Origin of the sequence: Streptomyces sp. GB4-14, from assembly GCF_022696125.1 — a bacterium.
Taxonomy (GTDB): domain Bacteria; phylum Actinomycetota; class Actinomycetes; order Streptomycetales; family Streptomycetaceae; genus Streptomyces; species Streptomyces werraensis.
On sequence record NZ_RZHO01000002.1, the window covers coordinates 3,241,618 to 3,266,763 of the forward strand.

The window sequence follows — 25,146 nt, forward strand, 5'->3', positions numbered from 1 at the left end:
GGCCCGTCTGGGCGCACGGGACCTTCGCCCCGGCCGGGGCCGGCCGGGGCGTCCGACGGTGTGTGGACGGGGCGGGTGTGGCGGCGTCAGTCCACGACTCCGCCGAAGAGTCCGCCGTGCGCCATGCCCAGGAAGAAACCGACCGCCGACAGGCCGAGGCCCAGGATCAGCCCGAAACGCTCGCGCGTCGTGACGGAGACCCACTGGCCGTACGCCCCGGTGAGGATGCCGACCAGGCCGGTCCAGGAGCTGAGCAGGTGCAGGTGGTGGAACTGCGCCGAGATGAACGCGATGAGCCCCAGCACCAGGGTCACCGCGAGCAGGGCGTCCTGGAGCGGATGGGGCTTGCCGTCGGTGGCGAAGAGTCCGCCGGCGGTGTTGGGTCGCATTGCCTGTGCCATGGGCACCTCCTGCGAAGGGCGGCGCATCGTAGCGCCGTACACACCCGATGTGTCCAGATTGACGGTCCTCACGCCCGGATTTCAACCGGAAGCCGCTGTGCGGGTACTCTGTAGCGTCTGCACCGGTGTCTGTCCGGACAGAGCCAGGCAGGAACAGGAGCGGGCCACGGCCTCTCCGTCCGGCCCGGAAACCCGCCGCCCGACCCCGTTGTCAGTGGCGGCTGTTCTACTGACAGGCAACGGTGCGCAACGCATCACGACCCTCCTGCCACGGAACGACCGTGGCCGCTGAGTCCAAAGGAGGTGGGTTCCACATGCGTCACTACGAGGTGATGGTCATCCTCGACCCCGATCTCGAGGAGCGCGCTGTCTCCCCGCTGATCGAGAACTTCCTCTCTGTCGTCCGTGACGGCGGCGGAAAGGTCGAGAAGGTCGACACCTGGGGCCGTCGTCGTCTCTCGTACGAGATCAAGAAGAAGCCCGAGGGCATCTACTCGGTCATCGACCTGCAGGCCGAGCCTGCGGTCGTCAAGGAGCTCGACCGCCAGATGAACCTGAACGAGTCGGTCCTCCGGACCAAGGTCCTCCGTCCCGAGACCCACTGAGCTCCGCTCAGCTGATCCCGGGATCCGAGTAGCAGCACAAGCAGCCAGCAGCACACCCGCCGAGAGGTTCCCCCATGGCAGGCGAGACCGTCATCACGGTCGTCGGCAATCTTGTCGACGACCCCGAGCTGCGCTTCACCCCGTCCGGTGCGGCCGTCGCGAAGTTCCGTGTCGCGTCGACCCCCCGCACCTTCGACCGTCAGACGAACGAGTGGAAGGACGGCGAGAGCCTGTTCCTGACCTGCTCCGTCTGGCGTCAGGCGGCGGAGAACGTCGCCGAGTCGCTCCAGCGAGGCATGCGCGTCATCGTGCAGGGCCGGCTGAAGCAGCGGTCCTACGAGGACCGTGAGGGCGTCAAGCGCACGGTCTACGAGCTGGACGTCGAGGAAGTCGGCGCCAGCCTGCGCAACGCCACGGCCAAGGTCACCAAGACCACCGGCCGCGGTGGCCAGGGCGGCTACGGCGGCGGTGGCGGCGGCGGCCAGCAGGGCGGCGGCTGGGGCGGCGGCCCCGGCGGCGGCCAGCAGGGCGGCGGCGCTCCCGCCGACGACCCGTGGGCCACCGGTGCTCCCGCCGGCGGTCAGCAGGGCGGCGGCTGGGGCGGTGGCTCCGGCGGCAGTGGCGGCGGCTACTCGGACGAGCCCCCCTTCTAGGGCGGGCCGTACCCACACTTCTTGATCACACAGGAGAATCACCATGGCGAAGCCGCCTGTGCGCAAGCCGAAGAAGAAGGTCTGCGCATTCTGCAAGGACAAGGTCACGTACGTGGACTACAAGGACACGAACATGCTGCGGAAGTTCATTTCCGACCGCGGCAAGATCCGTGCCCGCCGCGTGACCGGCAACTGCACGCAGCACCAGCGTGACGTCGCCACGGCCGTGAAGAACAGCCGTGAGATGGCGCTGCTGCCCTACACCTCCACCGCGCGATAAGGGAAGGGTGACCCACTCATGAAGATCATCCTTACCCACGAGGTCTCCGGCCTCGGTGCCGCGGGCGACGTCGTCGACGTCAAGGACGGCTACGCTCGCAACTACCTGATCCCGCGGAAGTTCGCGATCCGCTGGACCAAGGGTGGCGAGAAGGACGTCGAGCAGATCCGTCGTGCTCGCAAGATCCACGAGATCCACACCATCGAGCAGGCCAACCAGGTGAAGGCCCAGCTCGAGGGCGTCAAGGTTCGCCTGGCCGTCCGCTCCGGCGACGCCGGCCGTCTCTTCGGTTCCGTCACCCCGGCCGACATCGCTTCCGCGATCAAGGCTTCCGGTGGCCCCGAGGTCGACAAGCGCCGCATCGAACTCGGTGCGCCGATCAAGACGCTGGGCGCCCACGAGACGTCGGTGCGTCTGCACCCCGAGGTTGCCGCCACGGTCAACATCGAGGTCGTCGCCGCCTGAGGCAGCGCTCGTTGAAGCAGTGAGCATGGGGGCCGCACCCGTCAGGGTGCGGCCCCCATCGCTGTTTCCCCCGGGGGCCGGTTTCACGGGCAGCCGGCATCGGCGCGGCGTTTCACGTGAAACGTTCAGCGCGCCGCGCCCGTCACGACCCAGCGGCCGGAGCGGGAACGCAGCCACAAGGTCAGCATGCGCACAGCCATCATCAGCGTCATGGTGGCCCACAGTGCGGTGAGCCCGCCCCCGAGCACGGGTACCAGCAGGGCGGCGGGGGTGAAGACGGCGAGGGTCACGAGCATGGCCCAGGCCAGGTACGGCCCGTCGCCCGCGCCCATCAGGACACCGTCCAGCACGAAGACGATGCCGCAGATCGGCTGGGACAGCGCCACGATGACCAGGGCAGGCAAGGCCGCGTCCTTCACGGCCGAGTCGCTGGTGAAGAGCGGCAGGAACACTGGCCGGGCCAGTACGACCAGCACGCCCAGCACGACACCGACGGCGACGCCCCACTCGACCATGCGGCGGCACACGTCCCGCGCTCCCTGTGCGTCACCGGCTCCGAGGTAGCGCCCGATGATGGCCTGTCCCGCGATGGCGATGGCGTCGAGGGCGAAGGCGAGCAGGCTCCACAGGGAGAGGATGATCTGGTGGGCCGCGATGTCGGAGTCGCCCAGCCTGGCGGCCACCGCCGTCGCGATCATCAGGATCGCCCGCAGCGAGAGCGTCCTCACCAGAAGCGGCGCACCCGCCTGGGCGGACGCCCGGATACCGGCGGCGTCGGGTCGCAGCGAGGCCCCGTGCTTGTGTGCGCCTCGCAGCACCACGACCAGATAGACCCCGGCCATGCCGCACTGCGCGATCACGGTGCCCCAGGCGGACCCGGCGATACCGAAGCCGGCGCCGTAGACCAGGACGACGTTGAGGATGGCGTTGGCGACGAAGCCGGCGACCGCGACATAGAGCGGGGTCCGGGTGTTCTGCAGTCCGCGGAGTACTCCGGTCGCCGCGAGCACGATCAGCATGGCCGGGATGCCGAGCGACGAGATCCGCAGATAGGTGACGGCGTACGGGGCGGCGGTCTCGGAGGCGCCGAAGAGGTCCACGAGCGCGGGCGCCGTCGGGAGGACGACGGCCATGACAGCGGCGCCGAGCAGCAGTGCCAGCCAGATGCCGTCCATGCCCTGACGGATGGCGGCGGGGAGATCACCGGCGCCGACCCGACGGGCGACGGCTGCCGTGGTGGCGTAGGCGAGGAAGACGAAGACGCTCACCGAGGTCACCAGGAGGGCCGACGCGACGCCGAGTCCGGCGAGCTGTGCCGTGCCGAGATGGCCGACGATGGCGCTGTCCGCCATCACGAACAGGGGCTCGGCGACGAGAGCGCCGAAGGCCGGGACGGCCAGCATGACGATCTCTCGGTCGTGCCGACGGCGGGCGGTCTTGGGGCGCGCGGGGGCCTGTGTCATGTGCACCAATCTAATCATCCACAGGTAAGAGATGCCAGCAGTTTGCACCCCTTACCTTGTGGCTCAGGGTGTGGGGTTGCGTACACCTGTCGAACGGATCTTGATCCCCGTGGGAAAGTTTTTCTTCTGCACAGCCGGTGGACGGCAAATCCGCAGGTCAAAAGCTTCTTCACAGGGCACTCGCGGGCTTGTTCACAGCGCTGTCCACCGGCTCGTGCACAGGTTTCGAGGAGTTCTCCACAGCTCTGGGCCCGTCGTCCACACGGCCTGTGGATAACCAGATTGGCTGACGGTGCCGACGGGCCTACGGTGGTCCGGCGCCTGCTCCGTCCACCGGTTCTGGAAACGTCACAAAACCGGCGTCCGACAAGCGGAGTTGGGCCCCCTTATTTGTCAGTGTCGTGCCGTAGAACTGAGAGGCACGGCGAGATCCGCTCCGGCGGACGGGAGGAGGTGGCTCGGTGAGCATTTCCGAGCCCTTGGACGACCCGTGGGCCGACAGCGGTCCCAGTGATCGTCTTCCCGCCTCCCGTCGTACAGGCGACCACGGCAGAGGCCGGGACGAGCAGCACGACCGCGGTCCGGACCGGGGCGTGTGGGACGGCGGAGGATCCGCCTTCGAGCGGGTCCCGCCCCAGGACCTGGAGGCGGAGCAGTCCGTGCTGGGCGGCATGCTGCTGTCCAAGGACGCCATCGCCGACGTCGTCGAGATCCTCAAGGGCCACGACTTCTACAAGCCGGCCCACGAGACGATCTACACCGCCATCCTCGACGTCTACGCCAAGGGCGAGCCGGCCGACCCGATCACCATCGCCGCGGAGCTGACCAAGCGCGGCGAGATCAACAAGGTGGGCGGGGCGTCGTACCTGCACACCCTCGTGCAGACGGTGCCCACGGCGGCCAACGCCGCGTACTACGCGGAGATCGTGCACGAGCGGGCCGTGCTACGCCGTCTGGTCGAGGCGGGCACCCGCATCACCCAGATGGGATACGCGGCCGACGACGACGTCGACGAGATCGTCAACCGCGCCCAGGCGGAGATCTACGCCGTCACCGAGCAGCGCACCAGCGAGGACTACCTGCCGCTCGGCGACATCATGGAGGGCGCCCTCGACGAGATCGAGGCGATCGGGTCGCGCAGCGGCGAGATGACGGGAGTGCCCACCGGGTTCACCGACTTCGACTCGCTCACCAACGGACTGCACCCCGGTCAGATGATCGTCATCGCCGCGCGTCCCGCGATGGGCAAGTCGACGCTCGCGCTGGACTTCGCGCGGGCCGCCTCCATCAAGAACAACCTGCCCAGCGTCATCTTCTCGCTCGAGATGGGCCGCAACGAGATCGCGATGCGTCTGCTGTCCGCGGAGGCCCGCGTCGCCCTGCACCACATGCGGTCCGGCACGATGACCGACGAGGACTGGACCCGCCTGGCCCGGCGGATGCCGGACGTCTCGGCCGCCCCGCTCTACATCGACGACTCGCCCAACCTGTCGATGATGGAGATCCGTGCCAAGTGCCGCCGGCTGAAGCAGCGCAACGACCTGAAGCTGGTGGTCATCGACTACCTCCAGCTGATGCAGTCGGGCGGCTCCAAGCGGGCCGAGAGCCGTCAGCAGGAGGTCTCGGACATGTCCCGTAACCTCAAGCTGCTCGCCAAGGAGCTGGAGATCCCGGTCATCGCGCTGTCCCAGCTGAACCGAGGTCCCGAGCAGCGCACGGACAAGAAGCCCATGGTCTCCGATCTGCGCGAGTCGGGCTCCATCGAGCAGGACGCCGACATGGTCATCCTGCTGCACCGTGAGGACGCCTACGAGAAGGAGTCCCCGCGCGCCGGCGAGGCCGACCTGATCGTCGCCAAGCACCGTAACGGCCCGACGGCCACCATCACGGTCGCCTTCCAGGGCCACTACTCGCGTTTCGTGGACATGGCGCAGACCTGAGGCGCGCCGTCACACCCCGGGCGCGTCGGTCCGACTCACCTGCTGAACTGGTGGCATGACGTCACCTCAGGAAGAACTGCTGCCCGGTACCCGGCGGGCGCTGCTGCACCGGATCGCCGTCGCGCAGACGGAAGGGCGCGCGCCGTCGCTGGTCGCGGCTGTCGTGCGGGGCGGGAGGGCCGTGTGGAGCGAGGCCCGGACCTCGGTGGAGGGGGAGGTCCCGGACGGCGACGTCCAGTACCGGATCGGTTCGATCACCAAGACCTTCACCGCCGTCCTGGTGCTGCGGCTGAGGGACGAGGGTCTGCTCGACCTCGCCGACCCGCTGGAGAAGCACCTGCCAGGCACCGGCGTGGGCGAGGTGACCGTCGTCGACCTGCTCGCGCACCGTGCCGGTCTGGCCGCCGAGACGCCCGGTCCCTGGTGGGAGCGGACCCCTGGTTCCCTGCGTCCCGGACTCACCGACGTCCTGGGTGAGCGCCCCCTGGTGCATCCCGTGGGCCGGCGCTTCCACTACTCGAACCCCGGCTACGCGCTTCTCGGCGCGCTGGTCGAGGAGCTGCGCGGGGCGCCCTGGGAGGACGTCCTGCGGCGGGAGGTGCTCGAACCTCTGGGGCTGCACCGCACCACTGTGGAGCCGGTGGCACCGCACGCGGGCGGCTGGGCGGTGCATCCGTGGGCCGACGTGATGCAGCCCGAGCCGTTGGAGAACCTGGGTGTGATGGCTCCCGCCGGGCAGCTGTGGTCCACCACCGGCGACCTGGCACGTTTCGCGGCCTTCCTCGCCGCGGGGGACGAGCGGGTGCTGAGTGCCGAGTCGGTGCGGGAGATGCGGACGCCGGCGGCGCCGGCCGAGGCGGCGGACGTGGCCGACGGTTACGCGTACGGCCTGGGGCTGGAGCTGCGCCATCAGCACGGCAGGGCGCTCGTCGGGCACACCGGATCACTCCCGGGGTTCCTGGCGTGCCTGACGATGGGCCTTGCGGACGACGTCGGCGCGGTGGTCCTTGCCAACTGCACCTCCGGGCCGGCGCCGTTCACCGTCGCCGCGGACCTGGTGCGGATCGTCGCGGAGGCCGAACCGCGAATCCCCGCTCCCTGGCGGCCGCTCCGGGCGACCGATCCCGCCGCACTCGACCTGGTGGGCCAGTGGTACTGGGGAACGCACGCCTTCGGACTGCGGTTGTCGGCCGACGGGCTGCTCGCGCTGGAGCCGCTCTCCGGGAAGGGGCGACGCTCACGTTTCCGTCGGGACGGTGACAGTGACGGCGGCTGGGTGGGGCTCGAGGGCTACTACGCCGGGGAGGTGCTGAAGCCCGTGCGGCGCCCGGACGGCACGGTCAGCCACCTTGACCTCGGTTCGTTCGTGTTCACCCGGCAGCCGTACGAGGAGGGCGCCCCGGTGCCCGGCGGCGTGGACGCGGAGGGGTGGCGGGGTCTCCTGTAACCCTGGCGGGCACCCGGCGTAAGCAAGCGGCCGTGTTTCACGTGAAACACGGCCGTCCTCCTCACAGGGCCAGCTTGAAGCCCACATGGGACGCCGTGAAGCCGAGCCGTTCGTAGAAGCGGTGGGCCTCGGTGCGGGTGTTGTCCGAGGTCAGCTGGACCAGATGACAGCCCTCGCGGCGGGAGGTGTCGATCGCCCACTCCATCATCAGGCTGCCCAGACCGACGCCGCGTTCGTCCGCGTGAATGCGCACCCCCTCGATGACCGACCGTGTGGTGCCGCGCCGGGACAGCCCCGGAATGATCGTGAGCTGGAGCGTCCCTACGACCCGCTCTTCCCGGACGGCGACGACAAGGTGCTGGTTGGGGTCGGCACGCAGCCGTTCCATCGCGGTCAGGTAGGGCGTGAGGTCGTCCGGAGACTCGCGCTGCGCACCCAGCGGGTCGTCCGCCAGCATGGCGACGATCGCCGGGACGTCATCGGTGGTCGCGGGCCGTATCTCGAGATCTCCCATGCCCGCACCCTATGCGGGCACCGGGGCCTTCAGAGTCTCCACGACGCGGACCAGCGGGGCGAGGTCGGGGTTCTTCGCCGCCTCGTCGAGCGCCTCGCGCAGCGCGGTGTCGTTGGTGGGCCGCGCCTCCGCCAGCAGCTTGAGACCGGCCTCGGTGACGTCGGTGTAAATGCCGCGCCGGTCGGTGGGGCAGAGGTACCGCTCCAGCAGACCGCGGTCCTCGAGCCGTGTGACCAGCCGGGTGGTGGCGCTCTGGCTGAGCACGACCGCGTCGGCGACCTGCTTCATCTGCAGATGGCCGCCCTCACCGGCGTGCTGCCGGCTCAACACGTCGAGCAGGGAGTACTCCCGCACGCTCAGATCGTGCCGAGCCTGCAGGGCGCGCTCGATGTGGGCCTCGATCCTCCCGTGCAGCAGCGAGAGAGCACACCAGCCCTGGGCGAGGGCGGTGAGTGCGGGATCCGTGGCTGTCATGGGGTGATTCCTCCGTCCAGCAGCGTCTGACACCAGGGTAGACCACGCACGCAATATCCCGCGCTTGCAAATATCCCGCGCCTGCAATTATTGTCGGGTCTCGTTAAGCGCTCTCGCAATCTCCGGAAGGTCTGTCCCCTCATGCCTCTCGCGCTTCTGGCCCTCGCGATCGGGGCCTTCGGGATCGGCACCACCGAATTCGTGATCATGGGCTTGCTGCCCGAGGTCGCGGGTGACTTCGGTGTCTCCATCCCCACCGCCGGTTACCTGGTGACCGGCTACGCCCTGGGTGTCATGTTCGGCGCCCCCCTGATGACCGTGCTCGGCACCAAGATCTCCCGGAAGCGCATGCTGATGCTGCTGATGGGTCTCTTCGTCGTCGGGAACCTGCTCTCGGCGCTGGCTCCCACCTTCGGCCTCATGCTGACCGGACGGGTGGTCGCGTCCCTGGCCCACGGCGCCTTCTTCGGCATCGGCTCCGTCGTCGCCGCCGACCTGGTCGCCCCCGACAAGCGGGCCGGCGCCATCTCCCTGATGTTCACCGGTCTCACCGTCGCCAACGTCGTCGGCGTGCCGCTGGGCACCCTGGTCGGCCAGTCCCTCGGCTGGCGCGTCACCTTCGGCATCGTCGCCGCGCTGGGCGTGGTCGGCCTGCTGGGCGTCGCCAAGCTGGTGCCCGACATGCCGAAGCCCGAGGGCGTGCGGCTGCGCCACGAGCTGGCCGCCCTGAAGAACGTGCAGGTCCTGCTCGCCATGGCGATGACCGTGCTCGGCTTCGGCGGCGTCTTCGCGGCGATCACCTACATCGCGCCGATGATGACGCACGTCGCGGGCTTCGCCGACGGCTCCGTCACCTGGCTGCTGGTGCTGTTCGGACTCGGCATGGTCGGCGGCAACCTCGTCGGCGGCAAGTACGCCGACCGCGCCCTGATGCCCATGCTGTACGTGTCCCTCGGCGCCCTCGCCGCCGTCCTGGCGCTGTTCACCCTGACCGCCCACAACAAGATCGCCGCGGCCGTCACCATCGCCCTCGTCGGCGCACTCGGCTTCGCCACCGTCCCCCCGCTGCAGAAGCGGGTCCTGGACCACGCGCACGGCGCGCCCACCCTGGCCTCGGCGCTCAACATCGGCGCCTTCAACCTGGGCAACGCGCTGTCCGCATGGCTGGGCGGCCTCGTGATCGCCGCCGGGCTCGGTTACACCGCCCCCAACTGGGTCGGTGCCGTCCTCGCCGCGGCCGCCCTGGCGCTCGCCGTCCTCTCGGCCGGTCTCGAACGCCGCGGGCGGTCGGCCGACAGGGTCACCGCGGAGCGGCCGGCCGTCGCCACGCACTGACCCGCAACACCTCCGGGCGCGGGGCCAGGGCCGTCCTCGCGCCCACCGTCCCCCCTTCCGTCCGTCACGACGGACACCACACGAACCGCAAGGAGAACCACATCATGACCACCACCACCGCCGCCGCTCCGCTGACCACCGCGGATGCCGAAGCCCTCGTCGCCGCCGCGGTCGAGGCCGCCGAGAAGGCCGGTGTCACCGTCAGCGTGACCGTCCTCGACGCGGGCGGCCACCTGCTCGCCTTCCGCCGGGACGACCGAGCCGTGCTGATCTCCGGTGAGACCAGCACGCGCAAGGCCTACACCGCGCTGCAGCTGAACACGCCCACCGCCGACCTGGTGGACGCCGTGCAGCCCGGCGGCCTCTTCCACACCCTGCCCACCGCCCTCGACCGGCCGCTGCTGTTCATCGCAGGCGGCGTGCCCGTGCGGCGTGAGGGCCGGCTGATCGGCGCCGTCGGCGTCGGCGGAGGCGCCCCGGAGCAGGACCACGGCTTCGCCACCGCCGCCGTGGAGTCCCTCGCCTGACGACGGACGGGCGCCACACCCCGTACGACGCACAGGAGAGCCGTACGGCGCGCGCGTACGGCGCATCACACGGCGACGCCGGTCCCGCGCAGCACGCGGGACCGGCGTCGCCGTCTGCGCACCCGGTCAGGCTGCCGCCACCGTCACCGGGGCGAACCGCCGGCTCCAGTCCCCGGGCAGTTCCGTGATCCCGTGCGTCATGACGGCGTTGCACGCGATCGGCGCGAGGCCGTGTTCCTTCACCCAGTCGAGCAGCTCGTGGTGCCGGACGTCGATGTCGGTGCGCAGTGGCCGGTTGGTGTGGGCGGCCAGAGAGGCGATGAGCGCCTGGGCGGTCGCGGTGTCCCGGGCGATCAGCGGACCCACGACGTGGGTGTCCATGTTGGGCCAGGCGGCGGCGTAACCGATGATCCGTCCGTCCTCCTCGGCCACCCGTAGCTGGTCGGCGAAGGCGGGCAGACGGGTCACGATGTGGGTTCGGTCCATGCCGAACACCTCTTCGTCCAGCCGCAAGAGGGCGGGGAGGTCGTCGGCGGTGGCAGTGCGGGTCAGGATGTCCGGCCGGCCGGACGGGACGAAGTGGCCGCGCACCATCTCGGCCTGCCCGGTGACCTTGAAACCCAGCTCCTCGTACAGCGGCCTGCCGAGAGGTGTGGCGTAGAGGGTGAGGGGAGTGGTGCCCGCCTCCTCGACGACGTGGCGCATCAGCCGGCGTCCTAGGCCCTGACGGGAGTGGCGCTCCGCGACGAGCACCATGCCCACCGCCGCCAGGGAGGGCTGCTCCCGGGGCCCGTACTCGGTGACGACGCAGGCGGCCGCCAGACCGCCGTCCGGGGCGTCGATGCCGTGGCCGCGTCCGGCCGCGAGCAGGAGTCCCCACTTGTGCTCCTCCCGGGGCCACCCCCGGTCCTCGGACAGGTCGGCGCAGGCGGTGAGATCGCGGAGCGTCAGACGGCGGATGGGCAGGGAGTCCAGAGAAGGTGTCGGCACGCAGGTCAGGCTGTCCGACCGGAGCCTTCGGCGTCCACCTGTTTCCACAGATGCGTACGTGCTTTTGGCCATCCCGTCGAGGCCGGGATCAGCCCAGGTCGGAGGCGTGCAGCGCGCGCACCCCCTCGATGTTGCCGTCTAGGTAGTGCCGCAGGGACAGCGGTACGAGGTGGACCGTGGCGATGCCGACCCGGGTGAAGGGCACGCGCACGATCTCGTACTCGCCGGCGGGTTCCTCGACCTCCGGGCCGTGCCGCAGGGACGGGTCCATGGACTCCAGACGGCAGACGAAGAAATGCTGCACCTTCACGCCGGTGGAACCCTCGTCCTCGCCGATGTGCTCCACGGTGTCCACGAAGCACGGCACCACATCGGTGATCTTGGCGCCGAGCTCCTCGTACACCTCGCGGTGCAGGGCGTGGACGACGGTCGGGTCCTCCGGCTCGACCCCGCCGCCGGGGGTGACCCAGTACGGGTCCACACCGGGTTTGGTGCGCTTGATCAGGATCAGGTGATCGCCGTCCAGCAGAACGGCTCGGGCGGTGCGCTTGACCACGGGTCGGACGGTCATGGGGGAAATGTGGCCCAGCTGGTTCCACGTGAAACATCGCCGGACGCCCCTGCTCCGGCCGCGGGGACACCCGGCCGCCGACACCCCTGTCAGCACCAGTCGGCGGCCGCCCGCTCCAGCCACTCATGGGCCCGTGCGATGTGCGGCATCGCCAGCGTGCCGGTACGGACGGCCAGGAAGTAGGTGCGCAGCGGAGGCACCGCGGGCTCGTACAGGGCCACCACTTCACCGCACTCCAGCGCGCCCGCGCAGAGGTAGCGCGGCAGCACGGCGAGGCCGGCCCCGGCGGCGGCGCACGCCAGCACGGCCCGCAGGTCCGGGACGATCACCGTGCCGGGGCAGACCGGACGCGAGTCGAACACGGCGGCCCAGTAGCGGGCGACGAAGGGCAGCGACTCGTGCACCTCCACGACCGGGACCCGCTCGAGGGCGGCAGGGCCGTCGCGGCGGAGCGTCGCCACGCCGATCCGCTCGGCCCAGCCGGGCGAGGCGACCAGGACGTGCTCCTCGTCGCAGAGCGCGGTCGCCGAGAGCAGCGCGCCGCGCGGGCGGACGGTGCTGATGGCCAGGTCGTGGTGGCCGGCGGCGAGCCCTTCGAGGACCTCGTCGGCGGTGCCGAAGGAGGCGCGGAGCGCGAAGCCATGGCCGTCCTCTCCGGTCAGCTCCGTGAGCGCGGGCAGCGCCCGCTCGGCGGTGAACTCGGGAGGCCCGGCCAGATGCAGGGTGCGTAAGGAGGAGTCCTCCTCCAGCCCGGACTCGGCTATCTCCACCAACGCGTCCAGGTGCGGAGCGGCCTTGTGGGCGAGCTCGTCGCCGATCGTCGTCGGCGTCACCCCGCGCGCCTGCCGCAGGAACAGGGGCCGTCCGACCTGCCGCTCCAGGGTTCTGATCTGCGAGGTGACGGCCGGCTGCGAGAGGCCCAGCAGGGCCGCCGCGCGTGTGAAGGAACCGGCCCGGTGCACGGTCACGAAGGTCCGCAGCAAGGCCAGATCCACGGCACGCACCCCTCCCTCGTCGGCCCGCCGCAGACCGGACGGGCCAACCATAAATGTGTCGATAGGTCGCTGTCGCTACTGTGATTGGACACTGACAGTGAGTCAACTAGCCTGAGTGGCGCGGTTCTTCGCGCGCAGAACCGAGGACGGTCCGAGCCACGAGGGGGGAGGCTCGGACCGTCCGCAGGGGTGTCGTCCGTCAGAGGTACGCAGGTCAGTCCGCTGTCACGTCCAACGCCCGCAGCACGTCCGCGATCAGGTCCTCCGGGTCCTCGGCGCCGACGGAGAAGCGGACGAAGCCCTCCGCGACCGCGTCCCCGCCCCAGCGCCCGCGCCGCTCCGCCGTGGACCGCACGCCGCCGAAGCTCGTCGCGTCGTCCACGAGCCGCAGGGCGTCGAGGAAGCGGTCCGCCCGCTCACGGGACGGCAGCGTGAAGGACACCACGCATCCGTAGCGGCGCATCTGCTGCGACGCGATCTTGTGCGACGGGTCGTCCGGCAGCCCCGGATAACGCAGACCCGTGACCTCAGGACGCTCCCGCAGCGCTTCGGCGAGCCGCAGCGCCGTCGCGTTCTGCCGCTCCACCCGCAGCTGCAGCGTGGCGATCGACCGGTGTGCCAGCCACGCCTCCATCGGCCCCGGAATGGCGCCGACGATCTTGCGCCAGCGCCGGACCGCGGCCATCGCCCCGGCGTCGTGGCCGGTGACGTACCCGAGGAGCACGTCGCCGTGGCCGGTCAGCTGCTTGGTGCCGCTCGCCACCGCGAAGTCCGCGCCGAGCTCCAGCGGGCGCTGGCCCAACGGCGTCGCCAGGGTGTTGTCGACGGCGACCAGGGCCCCCTGAGCGTGGGCCGCGTCGGCGAGCCGCCGCACGTCGCACACGTCGAGACCGGGGTTCGAGGGCGTCTCGATCCACAGCAGCTTCGCGCCGTCCAGCACCTCCAGCTGGGCGTCGCCTCCGGTCGGCGCGGTGCGCACCTCGATGCCGTACGCCTCCAGCTGGGCACGCGCCAGCGGCAGCGCCTGGTAGCCGTCGTCGGGCAGGACGACCGCGTCCCCGGCGCGGAGCTGGGAGAACAGCACCGCGGAGATGGCGGCCATGCCCGAGGCGAACACCAGCGCCTCGACGTCGTCCCGCCCCGGGGCCTCCAGCTCGCCGATCGCACGCTCCAGCAGGGTCCACGTCGGGTTCTCGTCCCGGCCGTAGGTGTACGGGCCGGTGGGGTCGCCCGGCAGATGGAAGTGGGCCGCGAACACCGGCCCGGGCAGGGTCGGCTCGTGCTTCACCGGCTCGGGCAGCCCGGCCCGCACCGCACGGGTGCCGTCGCCCGGTCCGCCCGTGCCCCTTGTCGCGTCGTTCATGCCGCCCGTCCTTCCACCTGCTCACGTACCGCGGCGAGCAGTCCTTGGCTCGCCGCCTCCACCATCTCAAGACACGCGTCGAAACCCTCGGGACCCCCGTAGTACGGGTCGGGCACGTCGAGGTCGTCGCCGGCCGCCGGGTCGTACGACCGCAGCAGCCGCACCTTCTCCGCGTCCCGCTCCGTGGGGGCGAGGCGCCGCAGCGCCCTGAGATGACCGGCGTCCAGGGCGACGACGAGATCGAGCCGGCCGAACCAGGACGGGTCGAACTGCCGGGCCGTGTGCTCGGAGTCGTAGCCGTTCTCCCGCAGCACGGCGACGGTGCGGGGATCCGCGCCCTCGCCCTCGTGCCAGCCCCCGGTGCCGGCGCTGTCCACCTCGACCAGGTCCTCGAGACCGGCCTCGGCCACGCGCGCGCGGAAGACGAACTCGGCCATCGGGGAGCGGCAGATGTTGCCGGTGCACACGAAGCAGACGCGGTAGGTCATGGTGGTCAGTCCCCGTCGGGCAGGATCACGTTCAGGGCCCAGGAGACCACGGAGATGATGAGACCGCCCAGCACGGCCGTCCAGAAGCCCTCCACGTGGAAGCTCAGGTCGAGCTGGTCGGCGAGCCAGGAGGTGAGCAGCAGCATCAGGGCGTTCACCACGAGGGTGAACAGGCCCAGGGTAAGGATGAGCAGCGGCAGGCTCAGCAGCTTGACCACCGGCTTGACCAGGAAGTTCACCACGCCGAAGATCAGCGCCACCAGGAACAGCGTGCCTATCTCCTTGCCGGTGCTGTCCCCGGTCAGGGTGATCTTGTCGAGCAGCCAGACCGTGACCGCGAGGGCTCCCGCGTTGGCGACCGTCTTGACTAGGAAATTCTTCATGTGTCTGATCGTGGCAGACAGCATCGTGATCGGGCAGTGAGGGCAGGGGCGGGACGCGTGAAGGCATTCAGGCTGGACGAACTCGAAGCGGAACGCGCCGCGAACGACGGGGCGTACCTGCAGTTCCTGCGGGAGCGGAACATGTCGGTCGGTCTCTACGCCCTGGACGCGGGCGCCCAGGACCCGCAGCAGCCGCACGGCCAGGACGAGGTGTACTTCGTGGCCAGCGGCCGCGCCTCGATCACCGTCGGCACGGAGACCACCGAGGTCGCGCGCGGCAGCGTCGTCTACGTGCCGGCCGGGGTGCCGCACAAGTTCCACCACATCAGCGAGGACCTGCGGGTCCTGGTGGTGTTCTCTCCGCCGGAGAGCTGAGGCCCGCCCCCGGGGTTCCCTAGGGGACGGGTCAGGGGAGGACAAGGGATCCGAGGCCCCCGTCCGGCCCCCGGCCGCCCTAGCATCGAGAGCGGACATCATCGACAGGACCCGGCAGGCGGCGGGCGGAGAGGTAAGGACGAGGCCATGCGAGAGATCTTCACGGGACTGCCGTGGTGGGTGAAGTGGATCGCGGTGCCGGTCATCGCCCTGGTGGTGTTCGGCGGTCTGATAGCGAGCGTGGTCGGCTTCGTCATCGGCCTGCTCTTCAAGGCGCTGGTCTTCGTCGCCCTGGTCGGCGGACTGATCTACGTGGTGCGGAAGTTCACGGCGAGTTCGTCGTCGCGCGACTGGTGAGCCGGCGGGAACCGGCGGAACGGTAACGGGATACGCCGGTTCCCTCGGGTGGGGGAAGTTTCCGCGCAGGGCCTCCTGCGTGCGGTGACGGACGGTTAGAGTCCGGAACTCGACGCGGGGCCGGTCCCCGCGAGCGGCGACCCCACCACCCGTGTTCCCCGCACGGGCTGCCCCCTCGCGTTACGGGAGTGACCCTTGGCCACGACTGGCACCGCCCCCGCCCCACGGACCGCGGTTCCCCCGCAGCCCCGTTCGCCGGCGCCGCCCACGTCTCCCCCCGGCGCGACCCTCATCGGCTCGGTCCAGCGCGCCATGCGCCTGCTGGAGACCGTCGCCGCCCACGAGCACGGCGCCCCCGCCAAGCAGCTCGCCCGGGAGACGGGACTGGCGCTCCCCACGGCCTACCACCTGCTGCGCACCCTGGTGCACGAGGGCTATCTGCGGCGGGACCGCGGGCTGTTCTTCCTGGGGGAGGCCGCCGAGCGGCTCAGCAGCAGCGGAGCCCAGCAGAAACGTCGCAGCACGGTGATCGACACCCTCGCCCGCTGGCGGGACGCGGTGGGTGTCCCCGTCTACTACGCGGTCTACCGCGAAGGTGAGATCGGTCTGGTCGGCGTCGCCGACACCCCGGCCAACCCGGCCGTCGAGGAGTGGGCCGACTTCCGGGAGACCGCCCACGCCCACGCCCTCGGCCAGTGTCTGCTCGCGCAACTGGACGACGCGGCCCGGCGCGACCACCTCGACCGCTACCCGGTGCGCCCGGTCACCCCGTACACGGTGCGCGACGCCGCGAGTCTGCTGCGGCGCCTGGAACGCGCGCGGGAGACCGACCTGGTGATCGAGCGTCAGGAATACGCGCTGGGGACGGTGTGCGCCGCGATTCCCCTCAGAGTGGGCGCCACGGCGGCCTCCGTGGCCGTGTCGCTGCCCGTGCACCAGGCCGACCGTCTCCTTCCGACGGTCCAGCGGCTGCAGGCCGAAATGCGCTGCCTGCTGGGCTCGCTCGCCCTGTCTATCAGTATCTGAAAACTCACTCCTTGTGATCTGCTGTGTACGTTCAGCAAGATTCCCTTTAGTGTCAGGGTCCATGCCCGGCCAGTCCGCGGCGAATGACGGGGTAGGCGATGCGCGAATCCGTACAGGCAGAGGTCATGATGAGCTTTCTCGTGTCGGAAGAACTTTCCTTCCGCATTCCGGTGGAGCTCCGCTATGACACCTGCGATCCCTACGCGGTGCGGCTGACCTTCCATCTGCCCGGAGACGCCCCGGTGACGTGGGCGTTCGGCAGGGAGCTGCTGGTCGACGGCGTGGGCAGGCCCTGCGGCGAGGGCGATGTGCGGGTCGCGCCGGTCGACCCCGACACCCTGGGCGAGGTGCTCATCCGGCTCCAGGTGGGCATCGACCAGGCGCTGTTCCGCTCGTCGACCGCCCCGCTCGTGGCCTTCCTCGACCGCACCGACAAGCTGGTGCCGCTGGGGCAGGAAGGGGCGCTCGCCGACTTCGACGCCCACCTCGACGACGCGCTCGACCGCATCCTCGCGGAGCAGAGCGCCGGCTGACGCGTTGAGCCGACCGGGTGGGCCGGCGGCGTAACGCTTCAGCGCGCCCCCAGCCCCGCCGGGCGGGTGGGTCAGCGCTTGCGGCGCCGTCCCCGTCCGCCTCGTGCCATGGCCGGCCGGGGTTCCGGTGCGTGGCCGACGGCCTGCTCGGACGCCGGCGTCTGCCCGGGCACCGGGGCACGGTCCGCCGGGCGGTCCGCCGAGACGACCAGCGCGGCCAGGGCCGTGGTCACCGGCACCGACGCCACCAGGCCGATCGAGCCGATCAGCGTGCGCACGATTTCCTCCGCGACCAGCTCGCTGTTGGCGACCGTCCCCACGCCGCTCTGCGCCACCGAGAACAGCAGCAGCAGCGGCAGCGCGGCGCCCGCGTAGGCGAGGACAAGGGTGTTGACCACGGAGGCGATGTGGTCGCGGCCGATGCGGATGCCCGCGCGGTACAGCGCGCGGCGGCCCATCGTCGGATTGGCCTCGTGCAGTTCCCACACCGCGGACGTCTGGGTGACCGTCACGTCGTCCAGGACGCCGAGCGAGCCGATGATGACGCCCGCGAGCAGCAGGCCGCTCATGTCGATGTTCGGGTAGAGGCCGTGGATGAGGCCGGTGTTGTCGTCGGTGTTGCCCGTGAGGGCCGACCAGCCGATGAACACCGACCCCAGGACGCCGATCAGCAGCAGCGAGACCAGGGTGCCGAGCACCGCCACCGAGGTGCGGGCCGACAGCCCGTGACAGAGGTACAGCGCGAGCAGCATGATCAGGCTCGCTCCCACCACCGCCACGACCAGCGGGTTCGAGCCCTGCAGGATCGCGGGCAGGATGAAGAAGTTGAGCACCAGGAAGCTGACCGCCAGCGCGACCAGCGCCATGACGCCCCGCAGCCGGCCCACGGCCACCACGGCGAGCGCGAAGACACCGGCCAGCAGCGCCAGCGGGAAGCGGCGGTTCACGTCGGCGACCGAGTACTGGAGGTCCTCCGGCGCCGACGGCTCGTAGGCGACGACGACCCCCTGGCCCTCGCTCAGCTGCCGCGACTGGTCAGGCTGCACGATCTCGGTGAACGTCCGGCCCTTGTCCTTGCCGGTGTCGACCCGGATCGTCGCCTTCTTGCAGGTGCCGTTCGCCTGCTGCTGCGCGGAGGAGCCCTCGGCGGTCGAGGTGTCACCGGTCGGGACGCCGGCGGAGGGGTTCGCGGAGGCGCAGTCCACCGCGACCACCTCGGTGACCGTGCCCTGCTGCGTCTGGCGGTCGAAGCCGACGCCGGTGCGTTCGTGGGCGGGGGCGCCGCCCGGCCACAGTACGGCCAGGCCGACGAGAACCGCCGCCGTGAAGGGGATGAGGACCGCGGCGATGACCTTGCGGAGATGGCGGGAGACGGGGGCGGCCGGGCCGTGACTGTGGCTGTGCCCGTGGCTGTGGACCGGAGCATGACCGTGGCCGCTCGTCGTGGGCGGGGAATCACCCGGCGTCCCCGGCGTGGCCAGGCGCCGGTGTGAACCGGTGTGTTCGTGCGAGCCCGTGCGTCCCGGCCCGGGACCGTGCCCATGCCTCTGCCCGGGACCGTGCCCGGGCTGGGCGTCGGCACCGTGCGGTGGCTCGGACGGCGGATACGGAGGCGGAGAGTTCGAGGTCACCGACCGATCATCGCAAGAAGGAAGGGGGCCCTCTGTTCAGCGCGCCAGAAATGACGCTAGCGTGGAGGCACCTTTTGTACACGCGGGAGCTCGGAGCACCGGGCTGAGAGGGCGCTGACCTCCGTCTCAGCGATGTTCCACGTGAAACATCACCGACAGCGGGTGATGTTTCACACGGGACGTCGGCAGACGGAAGACCGCTGCGTCGACCGCCGAACCTGTTACCGGGTAATGCCGGCGTAGGGAGTAGGTCTCATGACCAACAAGGACGCACGCACGCCTGCCTCCACGCAGAACCCGACGGAGACGTCGGAGGCCGCGGAGGCCGGGAAGTCCATCGGCTGGCACAAGGCGTACGTCGAGGGCAACCGCCCCGGCCTGCGGGTGCCGGTCCGTCAGGTGCACCTCACCAACGGGCAGTCGGTCACCCTGTACGACACATCGGGCCCGTACACCGATCCACTCGTCGACACCGACGTCCGCCGGGGGCTCGCCCCGCTGCGCGAGAACTGGATCGTCGCCCGCGGCGATACGGAGGAGTACGCGGGCCGTCCCGTCCGGCCCGAGGACGACGGGATCAAACACACCTCGCCGCGCGGGGGACTGCGCAACCTCGACGCGGTCTTCCCCGGCCGGCCGCGACTGCCGCGCCGGGGCCGTGAAGGGAAGGCCGTCACACAGCTGGCGTACGCGCGCCGGGGCGAGATCACGCCCGAGATGGAGTTCGTGGCGATCCGGGAGAACGTCTCCCCCGAGGTGGTCCGCGAGGAGATCGCGGCGGGCCGCGCGGTGCTGCCCGCCAACGTCAACCACCCGGAGAGCGAGCCGATGATCATCGGCAAGCGGTTCCTGGTGAAGGTCAACGCCAACATCGGCAACTCGGCGGTCACGTCCTCCATCGAGGAGGAGGTGGAGAAGATGACCTGGGCGACCCGCTGGGGCGCCGACACGGTCATGGATCTCTCCACCGGCCGCAACATCCACACCACCCGCGAGTGGGTGCTGCGCAACTCCCCCGTCCCCATCGGCACCGTGCCGCTCTACCAGGCACTGGAGAAGGTCGACGGCAAGGCCGAGGAGCTGACCTGGGAGATCTACAAGGACACGGTCATCGAGCAGGCCGAGCAGGGCGTGGACTACATGACGGTCCACGCGGGCGTACGGCTCGCGTACGTGCCGCTCACCGCCAACCGCAAGACGGGCATCGTCTCGCGCGGCGGGTCGATCATGGCGGCGTGGTGCCTGGCGCACCACAAGGAGTCGTTCCTGTACGAGCACTTCGAGGAGCTGTGCGAGATCCTCGCCGCGTACGACGTGACGTACTCGCTCGGCGACGGTCTGCGGCCCGGGTCCATCGCGGACGCCAACGACGAGGCGCAGTTCGCGGAGCTGCGCACACTGGGCGAACTGAACCGGATCGCCAAGCGACACAATGTGCAGACCATGATCGAGGGCCCGGGGCACGTCCCGATGCACAAGATCAAGGAGAACATCGACCTCCAGCAGGAGATCTGCGAGGAGGCGCCGTTCTACACGCTCGGCCCGCTCACGACGGACGTCGCGCCCGCGTACGACCACATCACCTCGGGCATCGGCGCCGCGATGATCGCCTGGTGGGGCACGGCCATGCTCTGCTACGTCACGCCCAAGGAGCACCTGGGCCTGCCCAACCGGGACGACGTGAAGACCGGCGTGATCACCTACAAGATCGCGGCCCATGCGGCCGACCTCGCCAAGGGGCACCCGGGCGCCCAGGAATGGGACGACGCGCTGTCCGACGCGCGCTTCGAGTTCCGGTGGGAAGACCAGTTCAACCTGGCCCTCGACCCGGACACGGCCCGTGAGTTCCACGACGAGACCCTCCCGGCGGAGCCGGCGAAGACGGCCCACTTCTGCTCCATGTGCGGGCCGAAGTTCTGCTCGATGAAGATCTCCCAGGACATCCGCCGCGAGCACGGCGGCAGCCGCACGGAGATCGAGGAAGGCATGGCCCAGAAGTCGCGTGAGTTCGCGGCGGCGGGCAACCGCGTGTATCTGCCGATCGCGGACTGACCGGGGCGAGGCGGTGCCGACGGCTCCCGCGGCCGCCGGCACCGTCTCCGGCCCTGACGGGGGGGCGTCCGGCCGCGGCCGCGCCGTGGGCCACCTCGTGGAATCCGCCCGGCATGGGCAGACTGGGGCCATGGCTGCGTGGGCGATGAGCAAGGGGTCCAACTGTTCCGTCGAGGTGCCCGTGGTGCGGGCCGAGCTGGCCTGGGCGGCGGGGCCCGGGGTGCCCGACATCGACGCGTCGGCCCTGCTGCTGGCGTCGGTGGGGCGGGTGCGTGACGACGGGGACTTCGTGTTCTACAACCAGCCGCGGCACGCCTCCGGGGCCGTGCGGCACCTGGGCAAACGGCACGTCGACGGGGTCACCACCGACACCGTCGAGGTGGACCTGCGTTCGGTGGAGCCGGCCGTCGAGCGGATCGTGCTCGGGGCGTCGGCCGACGGCGGGACGTTCGGGCAGGCGCCCGGACTGGTGCTGCGGCTGCTGGACGCCGCCTCGGGCGCGGAGATCGCCCGCTTCGACATGGCGGCCGGGTCCGAGACCGCCTTCATCGGCGGCGAGCTGTACCGGCGGCAGGGCGCCTGGAAGTTCCGCGCGGTCGGCCAGGGGTACGCCTCCGGCCTCGCCGGACTCGCCACGGACTTCGGCATCACCGTCGACGACCCCGCCCAGGCGCCCCTCGTCGCCGTACCGCTGCCCCTGCCGCCTCCGCCCGCCGCTCCGGCACCGCCCCCCTCCGGCGCCACCCGCCTCACCAAGGGCGAGGAGCAGCTGCCCGTCGACATGCGCAAGCGGCTGTCCCTGCGCAAGGAGCAGGTCGCGGTCAGTCTGCGCAAGCACGGGGCCGCCGACGTCACCGCACGCGTGGTCCTCGTGCTGGACGCCTCCGGGTCGATGTCCTTCCTGTACTCCAAGGGGGTCGTCGCCGACGTCGTCGAGCGGATGGCGGCGGTCGCCGCGCAGCTGGACGACGACGGGGAGATGCAGGCCTGGACGTTCGCCACCAACCCCGCCCGGCTGCCGGACCTGCGGCTCGCGGAGCTTCCCGAGTGGCTGCGGATGCACGTCCGCGTGGGGGAGATCTCCCTGTTCCGGCGGAAGCGAAGGAAGGGCCTCGACCCGAGCCAGGTCGACATGCGCGACGTCGGCATCCAGAACGAGGAGCAGAAGGTCATCGCGGAGGTGCGCGCCTTCGTACGGGAGAACCCGACGTCCGCCCCCACGCTCGTGCTGTTCTTCTCCGACGGCGGCGTCTACCGCAACGCCGATATCGAGGCGCAGCTGCGCGAGGCCGCGGATGAGCCCGTGTTCTGGCAGTTCGTGGGGCTCGGGCACGCCAACTACGGCGTACTGGAGCGGTTCGACACGCTGCCCGGGCGGCGCGTCGACAACGTCGGCTTCTTCTCCGTCGACGACATCAGCTCGGTCCCGGACGCGGAGCTGTACGACCGGCTGCTGTCCGAGTTCCCGCACTGGATCAAGGCGGCGCGCGGGGCGGGCATCCTCTGACGCCCCGCCCCCCGGGACGTACGCCGGCCGTCCGGCGTGCGCCCCCGTCGCGCCGCCGCGGCTACTCCGGCTGGTGTTCCGGACCTCCGAAGTCCGGGCTCGACCAGTCCGGGCTGGAGTAGCTGGGGCGGGTGCCCCGGTGCGCCCCGTCGTCGGGGCTGGAGAAGCCCGGCCGGTCGTACCCCAGGTGCGGGATGCGGCTGGTCGGTGCGGGCGGCGCCGTGTGCTGCAGCGCCGTGGCCCCCGCGGGGTCGGCGAGAGCCTCCCGCAGGAACGGCACGATGCCCCGTTCCAGCAGCGCCTCGCGCCAGGCGTCCCTGGCCTGCGTCACCTCCTCGTCGAGTTCGCGGTACGTCCCGCCGAGCGCCGAGGGCTTGTTGCGCAGTGCGGTGAGCAGCAGGCCCGCTCCGGCGACGAGGATGGCGACCGCCGTGACCGCGCCGAACACCCAGCCGGTGGTCAGCATCGTTCGGGCGAACTCGTTCTCGGAATCGAGCGTCCGCAGCACGAAGCCGACGAGCAGGAAAATCGCGGCGGCGGTCCCGGCCAGGACCGGCGCCAGGACGGCGAGGACGGCCGCGACCCCCGCTCCGGCCGCCTCGGCCATCTCGCCCATCGACGCGGCGAACCCCGCCGCGCCTGTGGCACCCGGCTCGCCGGTGCCCGCGTCACGCACATCCGGGGTGACCGTGGGCGGCCTGCGGGCGTCCTCGCGGACCTTCACGTAGTGCTGGTACTCGGTCGCAGCGGCCGCGCTGATGAGCGCGGTGGCGTTCAGCGCCATCGTGCGCAGTTGCTCCGAGTTGAGCCGCTGTCCCACAGCGGCCAGCTCCGGGTTGTGTGGTGCGGAGCGCAGCGCCTCATCGAGAATCCGCTCGTAGTCCTGGCGGTCCTCGCTCAGCAGGTGCTGCGGAACGCTGTTCATGTGCATCCCCCGATGCTCCGTAGGGCTTGGGGCTCGGCATGCTGACGAGCCGTCGGGCAGAAACGGAGGGGAGCCTGCTACGGATAAGCCGATGGTAGAGCGGTGACGGCGCGCGGTGACAGGGGGTCTGCGGAAATTGCCGTCCCCGGGATGCGGTCGAGGGCCGCCTCAACACGGCCCGCGAGCCTCTCAGTTGGTCAGCGGCAACTGCCGTACCAGCAGTTTTCCTGCCATCGTCACGCCGCCGTCCATCGCGATGGCGAGTCCGTCGGCGTACACGTGCGGTTCGGCCACCACGGGGCCGCCGTCGTCCTCGCCGTCCTCGGAGCCGACCTCGCCCAGCAGATACGGGATCGGGCTGTGGCCGTGAACGACCCGGGTGCCGCCGTACGTATTGAGCAGGGAGCGCACCGCGTCGGCGCCGCCCTCGTCCCGGAAGGAGAACCGCTTGGTGAACTTGCGGAACAGGTCCCAGACCTCGTCGGCGTCGTTGCGGGTGAGAGTCTCGCGGACCGTGTCGTTGACCTCTTCGATCGAACTGCCGTAGTCGAGGTAGGCGGTGGTGTCGGAGTGCAGCAGCAGATGGCCGTCGACCTCCTCGACGGCGTCGAGGCGGGCCATCCACTGCAGGTGGTGGTCCTGAAGGCGGTCCATGTCGGTCTTCTGGCCGCCGTTCAGCAGCCAGGCCGCCTGGAAGGTGGCGGTGCCCGCGCCGGAGTTGACCGGCGTGTCGCCGAACCGCTTCGCACCGAGCAGCAACAGCTCGTGGTTGCCCATGAGGGCTTTGCAGTACCCGCCGGCCGCGGCGGCCTCGGCGGACAGCCGCATCACCAGGTCGATGACGCCGATGCCGTCCGGGCCGCGGTCGGTGAAGTCGCCGAGGAACCACAGGCGCGCGGTGCCGGCGCACCAGTTGCCCGCGGCGTCGATGAGGCCCTGCTCCTGGAGGGCGGCCACCAGCTCGTCCAGATAGCCGTGGACGTCGCCGACCACGTACAGCGGGCCCTTGCCGGTGGCGGGCTGCGGGGCGGGCGCGGCCGCGGGGTCGACGGTCACCTGGACCGTGTCACCCCGGTTGATGACGGGAAGGTCCCGCTGGGTCGGCGTGTACCCCTCCGGGTACGCCTCCTCGGCCGGTGGCACGACGTCACCGGGGTGCGTGCTGCTGTGGACGTACGGACCGGTCTCGTGGACGTACGCGGGCACCCGGAAGTCGCGCAACGTCGCCGTCCGCTCCACCTCGGGTCCCTGACCGGCCCCCTGAGTCATCGACCCCTCCACCATCGCGCCGCATCTGCACCGCGTCGGACTGCCTGGTCGCAGCGGCCCGCGGTGTCGTGGGCCCATCATAGGAATGCGGATCGCGCCGTGTGATGACCCAGGGGTGGTGAATCAGAACAGGACTCCGGTTCATCGAGGATTTCGCCCGGTTTGCGGTGGTATCCGGCCCGTCGAATGGCGTTCGACACCGGCGCGTGGCCGTCCCCCGAACGCTCCATGAACGCCCGATCGGTCTCCGCCCGGTGCCGGGCCGGCAGTCCGGATTCCCTTTCCGGGCCGGTTCCGGCGTCCGTGCCGGTGGTCCTGCTTCCGGTTCGGTGACCGTTTCCGTGCCGGTCGTCCCGCTCCCGATTTCCTGACCGTTCCGCGTCCGGGTCCCGGTCTGTCCCCCCGGCTGTCCCCTCGTCATCCCTTCGGCGCGCATTCCGCGTCATCTCCTCGGCCCGCACCCCGCGCGCCACTCCCGCCGCGCGTCCCCGCCCGCCTCCGTCGACCGGACCGTCCCGCAGGACGGCCGGTCCGTCTTCCCCGGGAGCCCCGAGCGGGCCGGGTTCCGCCTCGCCTC

27 protein-coding genes are annotated in these 25,146 nt (G+C 70.8%); 14 read left to right on the forward strand and 13 right to left on the reverse strand.

Annotation, left to right across the window (positions count from 1 at the left end; all coding sequences use genetic code 11):
• Positions 1 to 86: 86 nt before the first annotated feature.
• Positions 87 to 401 (reverse strand): hypothetical protein, encoded by a 315-nt coding sequence (locus ELQ39_RS16115; protein ID WP_190004415.1) that lies wholly within the window; start codon positions 399 to 401, stop codon positions 87 to 89.
• Positions 402 to 715: 314 nt separating this feature from the next.
• On the opposite strand from ELQ39_RS16115, the gene rpsF reads away from it, so the two are divergent.
• From rpsF to rplI, 4 genes are all read left to right on the forward strand, one after another.
• Positions 716 to 1,006, forward strand: a complete 291-nt coding sequence (gene rpsF, locus ELQ39_RS16120; RefSeq protein WP_004985983.1) for a 30S ribosomal protein S6 — start codon at positions 716 to 718, stop codon at positions 1,004 to 1,006.
• A 74-nt stretch (positions 1,007 to 1,080) separates the two neighbouring features.
• Complete coding sequence (locus tag ELQ39_RS16125) at positions 1,081 to 1,659, forward strand: single-stranded DNA-binding protein (protein ID WP_225626644.1); 579 nt, start codon at positions 1,081 to 1,083, stop codon at positions 1,657 to 1,659.
• Between the two features lie 43 nt (positions 1,660 to 1,702).
• Positions 1,703 to 1,939, forward strand: a complete 237-nt coding sequence (rpsR, locus tag ELQ39_RS16130; RefSeq protein WP_003949403.1) for a 30S ribosomal protein S18 — start codon at positions 1,703 to 1,705, stop codon at positions 1,937 to 1,939.
• Between the two features lie 18 nt (positions 1,940 to 1,957).
• Entirely contained in the window at positions 1,958 to 2,404 is a 447-nt protein-coding gene (rplI, locus tag ELQ39_RS16135; RefSeq protein WP_190004417.1) for a 50S ribosomal protein L9, read from the forward strand.
• A gap of 125 nt (positions 2,405 to 2,529) precedes the next feature.
• On the opposite strand, the gene ELQ39_RS16140 is transcribed toward rplI, so the two are convergent.
• Positions 2,530 to 3,867 (reverse strand): MATE family efflux transporter, encoded by a 1,338-nt coding sequence (locus ELQ39_RS16140; RefSeq protein ID WP_242592414.1) that lies wholly within the window; start codon positions 3,865 to 3,867, stop codon positions 2,530 to 2,532.
• A 461-nt stretch (positions 3,868 to 4,328) separates the two neighbouring features.
• Here ELQ39_RS16140 and dnaB point away from each other — a divergent pair, with 461 nt between their 5' ends.
• Positions 4,329 to 5,807, forward strand: coding sequence for a replicative DNA helicase (gene dnaB / locus ELQ39_RS16145; RefSeq protein WP_026243900.1), 1,479 nt, complete (start codon positions 4,329 to 4,331; stop codon positions 5,805 to 5,807).
• Between the two features lie 55 nt (positions 5,808 to 5,862).
• Positions 5,863 to 7,254, forward strand: coding sequence for a serine hydrolase domain-containing protein (locus ELQ39_RS16150; RefSeq protein WP_242592415.1), 1,392 nt, complete (start codon positions 5,863 to 5,865; stop codon positions 7,252 to 7,254).
• 61 nt (positions 7,255 to 7,315) lie between these two features.
• Here ELQ39_RS16150 and ELQ39_RS16155 read toward each other — a convergent pair whose 3' ends face one another.
• On the reverse strand, positions 7,316 to 7,768 hold the full coding sequence (locus ELQ39_RS16155) for a GNAT family N-acetyltransferase (RefSeq protein WP_242592416.1): 453 nt from the start codon (positions 7,766 to 7,768) through the stop codon (positions 7,316 to 7,318).
• A gap of 9 nt (positions 7,769 to 7,777) precedes the next feature.
• Positions 7,778 to 8,242, reverse strand: coding sequence for a MarR family winged helix-turn-helix transcriptional regulator (locus tag ELQ39_RS16160; protein WP_225626640.1), 465 nt, complete (start codon positions 8,240 to 8,242; stop codon positions 7,778 to 7,780).
• Between the two features lie 141 nt (positions 8,243 to 8,383).
• Here ELQ39_RS16160 and ELQ39_RS16165 point away from each other — a divergent pair, with 141 nt between their 5' ends.
• Positions 8,384 to 9,577, forward strand: a complete 1,194-nt coding sequence (locus ELQ39_RS16165) for an MFS transporter (RefSeq protein WP_242592417.1) — start codon at positions 8,384 to 8,386, stop codon at positions 9,575 to 9,577.
• A 104-nt stretch (positions 9,578 to 9,681) separates the two neighbouring features.
• Positions 9,682 to 10,104, forward strand: coding sequence for a GlcG/HbpS family heme-binding protein (locus ELQ39_RS16170; RefSeq protein WP_225626638.1), 423 nt, complete (start codon positions 9,682 to 9,684; stop codon positions 10,102 to 10,104).
• Positions 10,105 to 10,230: 126 nt separating this feature from the next.
• Here the strand turns inward: ELQ39_RS16170 and ELQ39_RS16175 are convergent, their stop codons facing one another.
• The 6 genes from ELQ39_RS16175 to ELQ39_RS16200 all read right to left on the reverse strand — a co-directional run bounded on the left by ELQ39_RS16175 (position 10,231) and on the right by ELQ39_RS16200 (position 14,894).
• Positions 10,231 to 11,094, reverse strand: coding sequence for a GNAT family N-acetyltransferase (locus tag ELQ39_RS16175; protein WP_242592418.1), 864 nt, complete (start codon positions 11,092 to 11,094; stop codon positions 10,231 to 10,233).
• An 88-nt stretch (positions 11,095 to 11,182) separates the two neighbouring features.
• Positions 11,183 to 11,665: an NUDIX domain-containing protein gene (locus ELQ39_RS16180; RefSeq protein ID WP_190004426.1), complete on the reverse strand. Its 483-nt coding sequence runs from the start codon at positions 11,663 to 11,665 to the stop codon at positions 11,183 to 11,185.
• Between the two features lie 89 nt (positions 11,666 to 11,754).
• A complete protein-coding gene (locus tag ELQ39_RS16185; RefSeq protein WP_242592419.1) occupies positions 11,755 to 12,660 on the reverse strand; it encodes a LysR substrate-binding domain-containing protein in 906 nt (301 codons plus the stop codon).
• A 214-nt stretch (positions 12,661 to 12,874) separates the two neighbouring features.
• Entirely contained in the window at positions 12,875 to 14,023 is a 1,149-nt protein-coding gene (locus ELQ39_RS16190; RefSeq protein ID WP_225626635.1) for a cystathionine gamma-lyase, read from the reverse strand.
• Positions 14,020 to 14,511, reverse strand: a complete 492-nt coding sequence (locus ELQ39_RS16195) for a low molecular weight protein-tyrosine-phosphatase (RefSeq protein WP_242592420.1) — start codon at positions 14,509 to 14,511, stop codon at positions 14,020 to 14,022. The genes ELQ39_RS16190 and ELQ39_RS16195 overlap by 4 nt, the downstream gene beginning before the upstream one ends.
• 5 nt (positions 14,512 to 14,516) lie before the next feature.
• Complete coding sequence (locus ELQ39_RS16200; protein WP_242592421.1) at positions 14,517 to 14,894, reverse strand: phage holin family protein; 378 nt, start codon at positions 14,892 to 14,894, stop codon at positions 14,517 to 14,519.
• A gap of 57 nt (positions 14,895 to 14,951) precedes the next feature.
• Here ELQ39_RS16200 and ELQ39_RS16205 point away from each other — a divergent pair, with 57 nt between their 5' ends.
• The 4 genes from ELQ39_RS16205 (at position 14,952) to ELQ39_RS16220 (ending at position 17,185) form a co-directional block, all read left to right on the forward strand.
• Entirely contained in the window at positions 14,952 to 15,269 is a 318-nt protein-coding gene (locus ELQ39_RS16205) for a cupin domain-containing protein (protein ID WP_225626633.1), read from the forward strand.
• 147 nt (positions 15,270 to 15,416) lie between these two features.
• Positions 15,417 to 15,626 carry a DUF5326 family protein gene (locus ELQ39_RS16210; protein WP_019525342.1) on the forward strand — a complete coding sequence of 70 codons (210 nt, stop codon included), beginning with the start codon at positions 15,417 to 15,419 and terminating at the stop codon, positions 15,624 to 15,626.
• A 195-nt stretch (positions 15,627 to 15,821) separates the two neighbouring features.
• On the forward strand, positions 15,822 to 16,652 hold the full coding sequence (locus ELQ39_RS16215; protein WP_267461974.1) for an IclR family transcriptional regulator: 831 nt from the start codon (positions 15,822 to 15,824) through the stop codon (positions 16,650 to 16,652).
• A 98-nt stretch (positions 16,653 to 16,750) separates the two neighbouring features.
• Positions 16,751 to 17,185, forward strand: coding sequence for an SsgA family sporulation/cell division regulator (locus tag ELQ39_RS16220; protein WP_093549632.1), 435 nt, complete (start codon positions 16,751 to 16,753; stop codon positions 17,183 to 17,185).
• Between the two features lie 71 nt (positions 17,186 to 17,256).
• On the opposite strand, the gene ELQ39_RS16225 is transcribed toward ELQ39_RS16220, so the two are convergent.
• Positions 17,257 to 18,816: a YibE/F family protein gene (locus ELQ39_RS16225; protein WP_225641912.1), complete on the reverse strand. Its 1,560-nt coding sequence runs from the start codon at positions 18,814 to 18,816 to the stop codon at positions 17,257 to 17,259.
• 255 nt (positions 18,817 to 19,071) lie between these two features.
• Here ELQ39_RS16225 and thiC point away from each other — a divergent pair, with 255 nt between their 5' ends.
• Both thiC and ELQ39_RS16235 read left to right on the forward strand, forming a co-directional pair.
• Positions 19,072 to 20,868 (forward strand): phosphomethylpyrimidine synthase ThiC, encoded by a 1,797-nt coding sequence (thiC, locus tag ELQ39_RS16230; protein WP_242592423.1) that lies wholly within the window; start codon positions 19,072 to 19,074, stop codon positions 20,866 to 20,868.
• Between the two features lie 130 nt (positions 20,869 to 20,998).
• Positions 20,999 to 22,375, forward strand: coding sequence for a VWA domain-containing protein (locus ELQ39_RS16235; protein WP_242592425.1), 1,377 nt, complete (start codon positions 20,999 to 21,001; stop codon positions 22,373 to 22,375).
• Between the two features lie 61 nt (positions 22,376 to 22,436).
• Here ELQ39_RS16235 and ELQ39_RS16240 read toward each other — a convergent pair whose 3' ends face one another.
• Positions 22,437 to 23,306 carry a hypothetical protein gene (locus ELQ39_RS16240; protein ID WP_225626630.1) on the reverse strand — a complete coding sequence of 290 codons (870 nt, stop codon included), beginning with the start codon at positions 23,304 to 23,306 and terminating at the stop codon, positions 22,437 to 22,439.
• A 183-nt stretch (positions 23,307 to 23,489) separates the two neighbouring features.
• The gene (locus ELQ39_RS16245) at positions 23,490 to 24,584 is read right to left on the reverse strand and encodes a metallophosphoesterase (RefSeq protein ID WP_277994688.1); all 1,095 of its coding nucleotides are present in this window, start codon (positions 24,582 to 24,584) and stop codon (positions 23,490 to 23,492) included.
• Positions 24,585 to 25,146: the final 562 nt, after the last annotated feature.

Bases quoted from the DNA above. Each gene is read 5' to 3' on its own strand.
- ELQ39_RS16115 (WP_190004415.1), bottom strand. From the start codon at position 401: ATGGCACAGGCAATGCGACCCAACACCGCCGGCGGACTCTTCGCCACC.
- rpsF (WP_004985983.1), top strand. From the start codon at position 716: ATGCGTCACTACGAGGTGATGGTCATCCTCGACCCCGATCTCGAGGAG.
- ELQ39_RS16125 (WP_225626644.1), top strand. From the start codon at position 1,081: ATGGCAGGCGAGACCGTCATCACGGTCGTCGGCAATCTTGTCGACGAC.
- rpsR (WP_003949403.1), top strand. From the start codon at position 1,703: ATGGCGAAGCCGCCTGTGCGCAAGCCGAAGAAGAAGGTCTGCGCATTC.
- rplI (WP_190004417.1), top strand. From the start codon at position 1,958: ATGAAGATCATCCTTACCCACGAGGTCTCCGGCCTCGGTGCCGCGGGC.
- ELQ39_RS16140 (WP_242592414.1), bottom strand. From the start codon at position 3,867: ATGACACAGGCCCCCGCGCGCCCCAAGACCGCCCGCCGTCGGCACGAC.
- ELQ39_RS16150 (WP_242592415.1), top strand. From the start codon at position 5,863: ATGACGTCACCTCAGGAAGAACTGCTGCCCGGTACCCGGCGGGCGCTG.
- ELQ39_RS16155 (WP_242592416.1), bottom strand. From the start codon at position 7,768: ATGGGAGATCTCGAGATACGGCCCGCGACCACCGATGACGTCCCGGCG.
- ELQ39_RS16160 (WP_225626640.1), bottom strand. From the start codon at position 8,242: ATGACAGCCACGGATCCCGCACTCACCGCCCTCGCCCAGGGCTGGTGT.
- ELQ39_RS16165 (WP_242592417.1), top strand. From the start codon at position 8,384: ATGCCTCTCGCGCTTCTGGCCCTCGCGATCGGGGCCTTCGGGATCGGC.
- ELQ39_RS16170 (WP_225626638.1), top strand. From the start codon at position 9,682: ATGACCACCACCACCGCCGCCGCTCCGCTGACCACCGCGGATGCCGAA.
- ELQ39_RS16180 (WP_190004426.1), bottom strand. From the start codon at position 11,665: ATGACCGTCCGACCCGTGGTCAAGCGCACCGCCCGAGCCGTTCTGCTG.
- ELQ39_RS16190 (WP_225626635.1), bottom strand. From the start codon at position 14,023: ATGAACGACGCGACAAGGGGCACGGGCGGACCGGGCGACGGCACCCGT.
- ELQ39_RS16195 (WP_242592420.1), bottom strand. From the start codon at position 14,511: ATGACCTACCGCGTCTGCTTCGTGTGCACCGGCAACATCTGCCGCTCC.
- ELQ39_RS16200 (WP_242592421.1), bottom strand. From the start codon at position 14,894: ATGAAGAATTTCCTAGTCAAGACGGTCGCCAACGCGGGAGCCCTCGCG.
- ELQ39_RS16210 (WP_019525342.1), top strand. From the start codon at position 15,417: ATGCGAGAGATCTTCACGGGACTGCCGTGGTGGGTGAAGTGGATCGCG.
- ELQ39_RS16220 (WP_093549632.1), top strand. From the start codon at position 16,751: ATGCGCGAATCCGTACAGGCAGAGGTCATGATGAGCTTTCTCGTGTCG.
- thiC (WP_242592423.1), top strand. From the start codon at position 19,072: ATGACCAACAAGGACGCACGCACGCCTGCCTCCACGCAGAACCCGACG.
- ELQ39_RS16235 (WP_242592425.1), top strand. From the start codon at position 20,999: ATGGCTGCGTGGGCGATGAGCAAGGGGTCCAACTGTTCCGTCGAGGTG.
- ELQ39_RS16240 (WP_225626630.1), bottom strand. From the start codon at position 23,306: ATGCACATGAACAGCGTTCCGCAGCACCTGCTGAGCGAGGACCGCCAG.
- ELQ39_RS16245 (WP_277994688.1), bottom strand. From the start codon at position 24,584: ATGGTGGAGGGGTCGATGACTCAGGGGGCCGGTCAGGGACCCGAGGTG.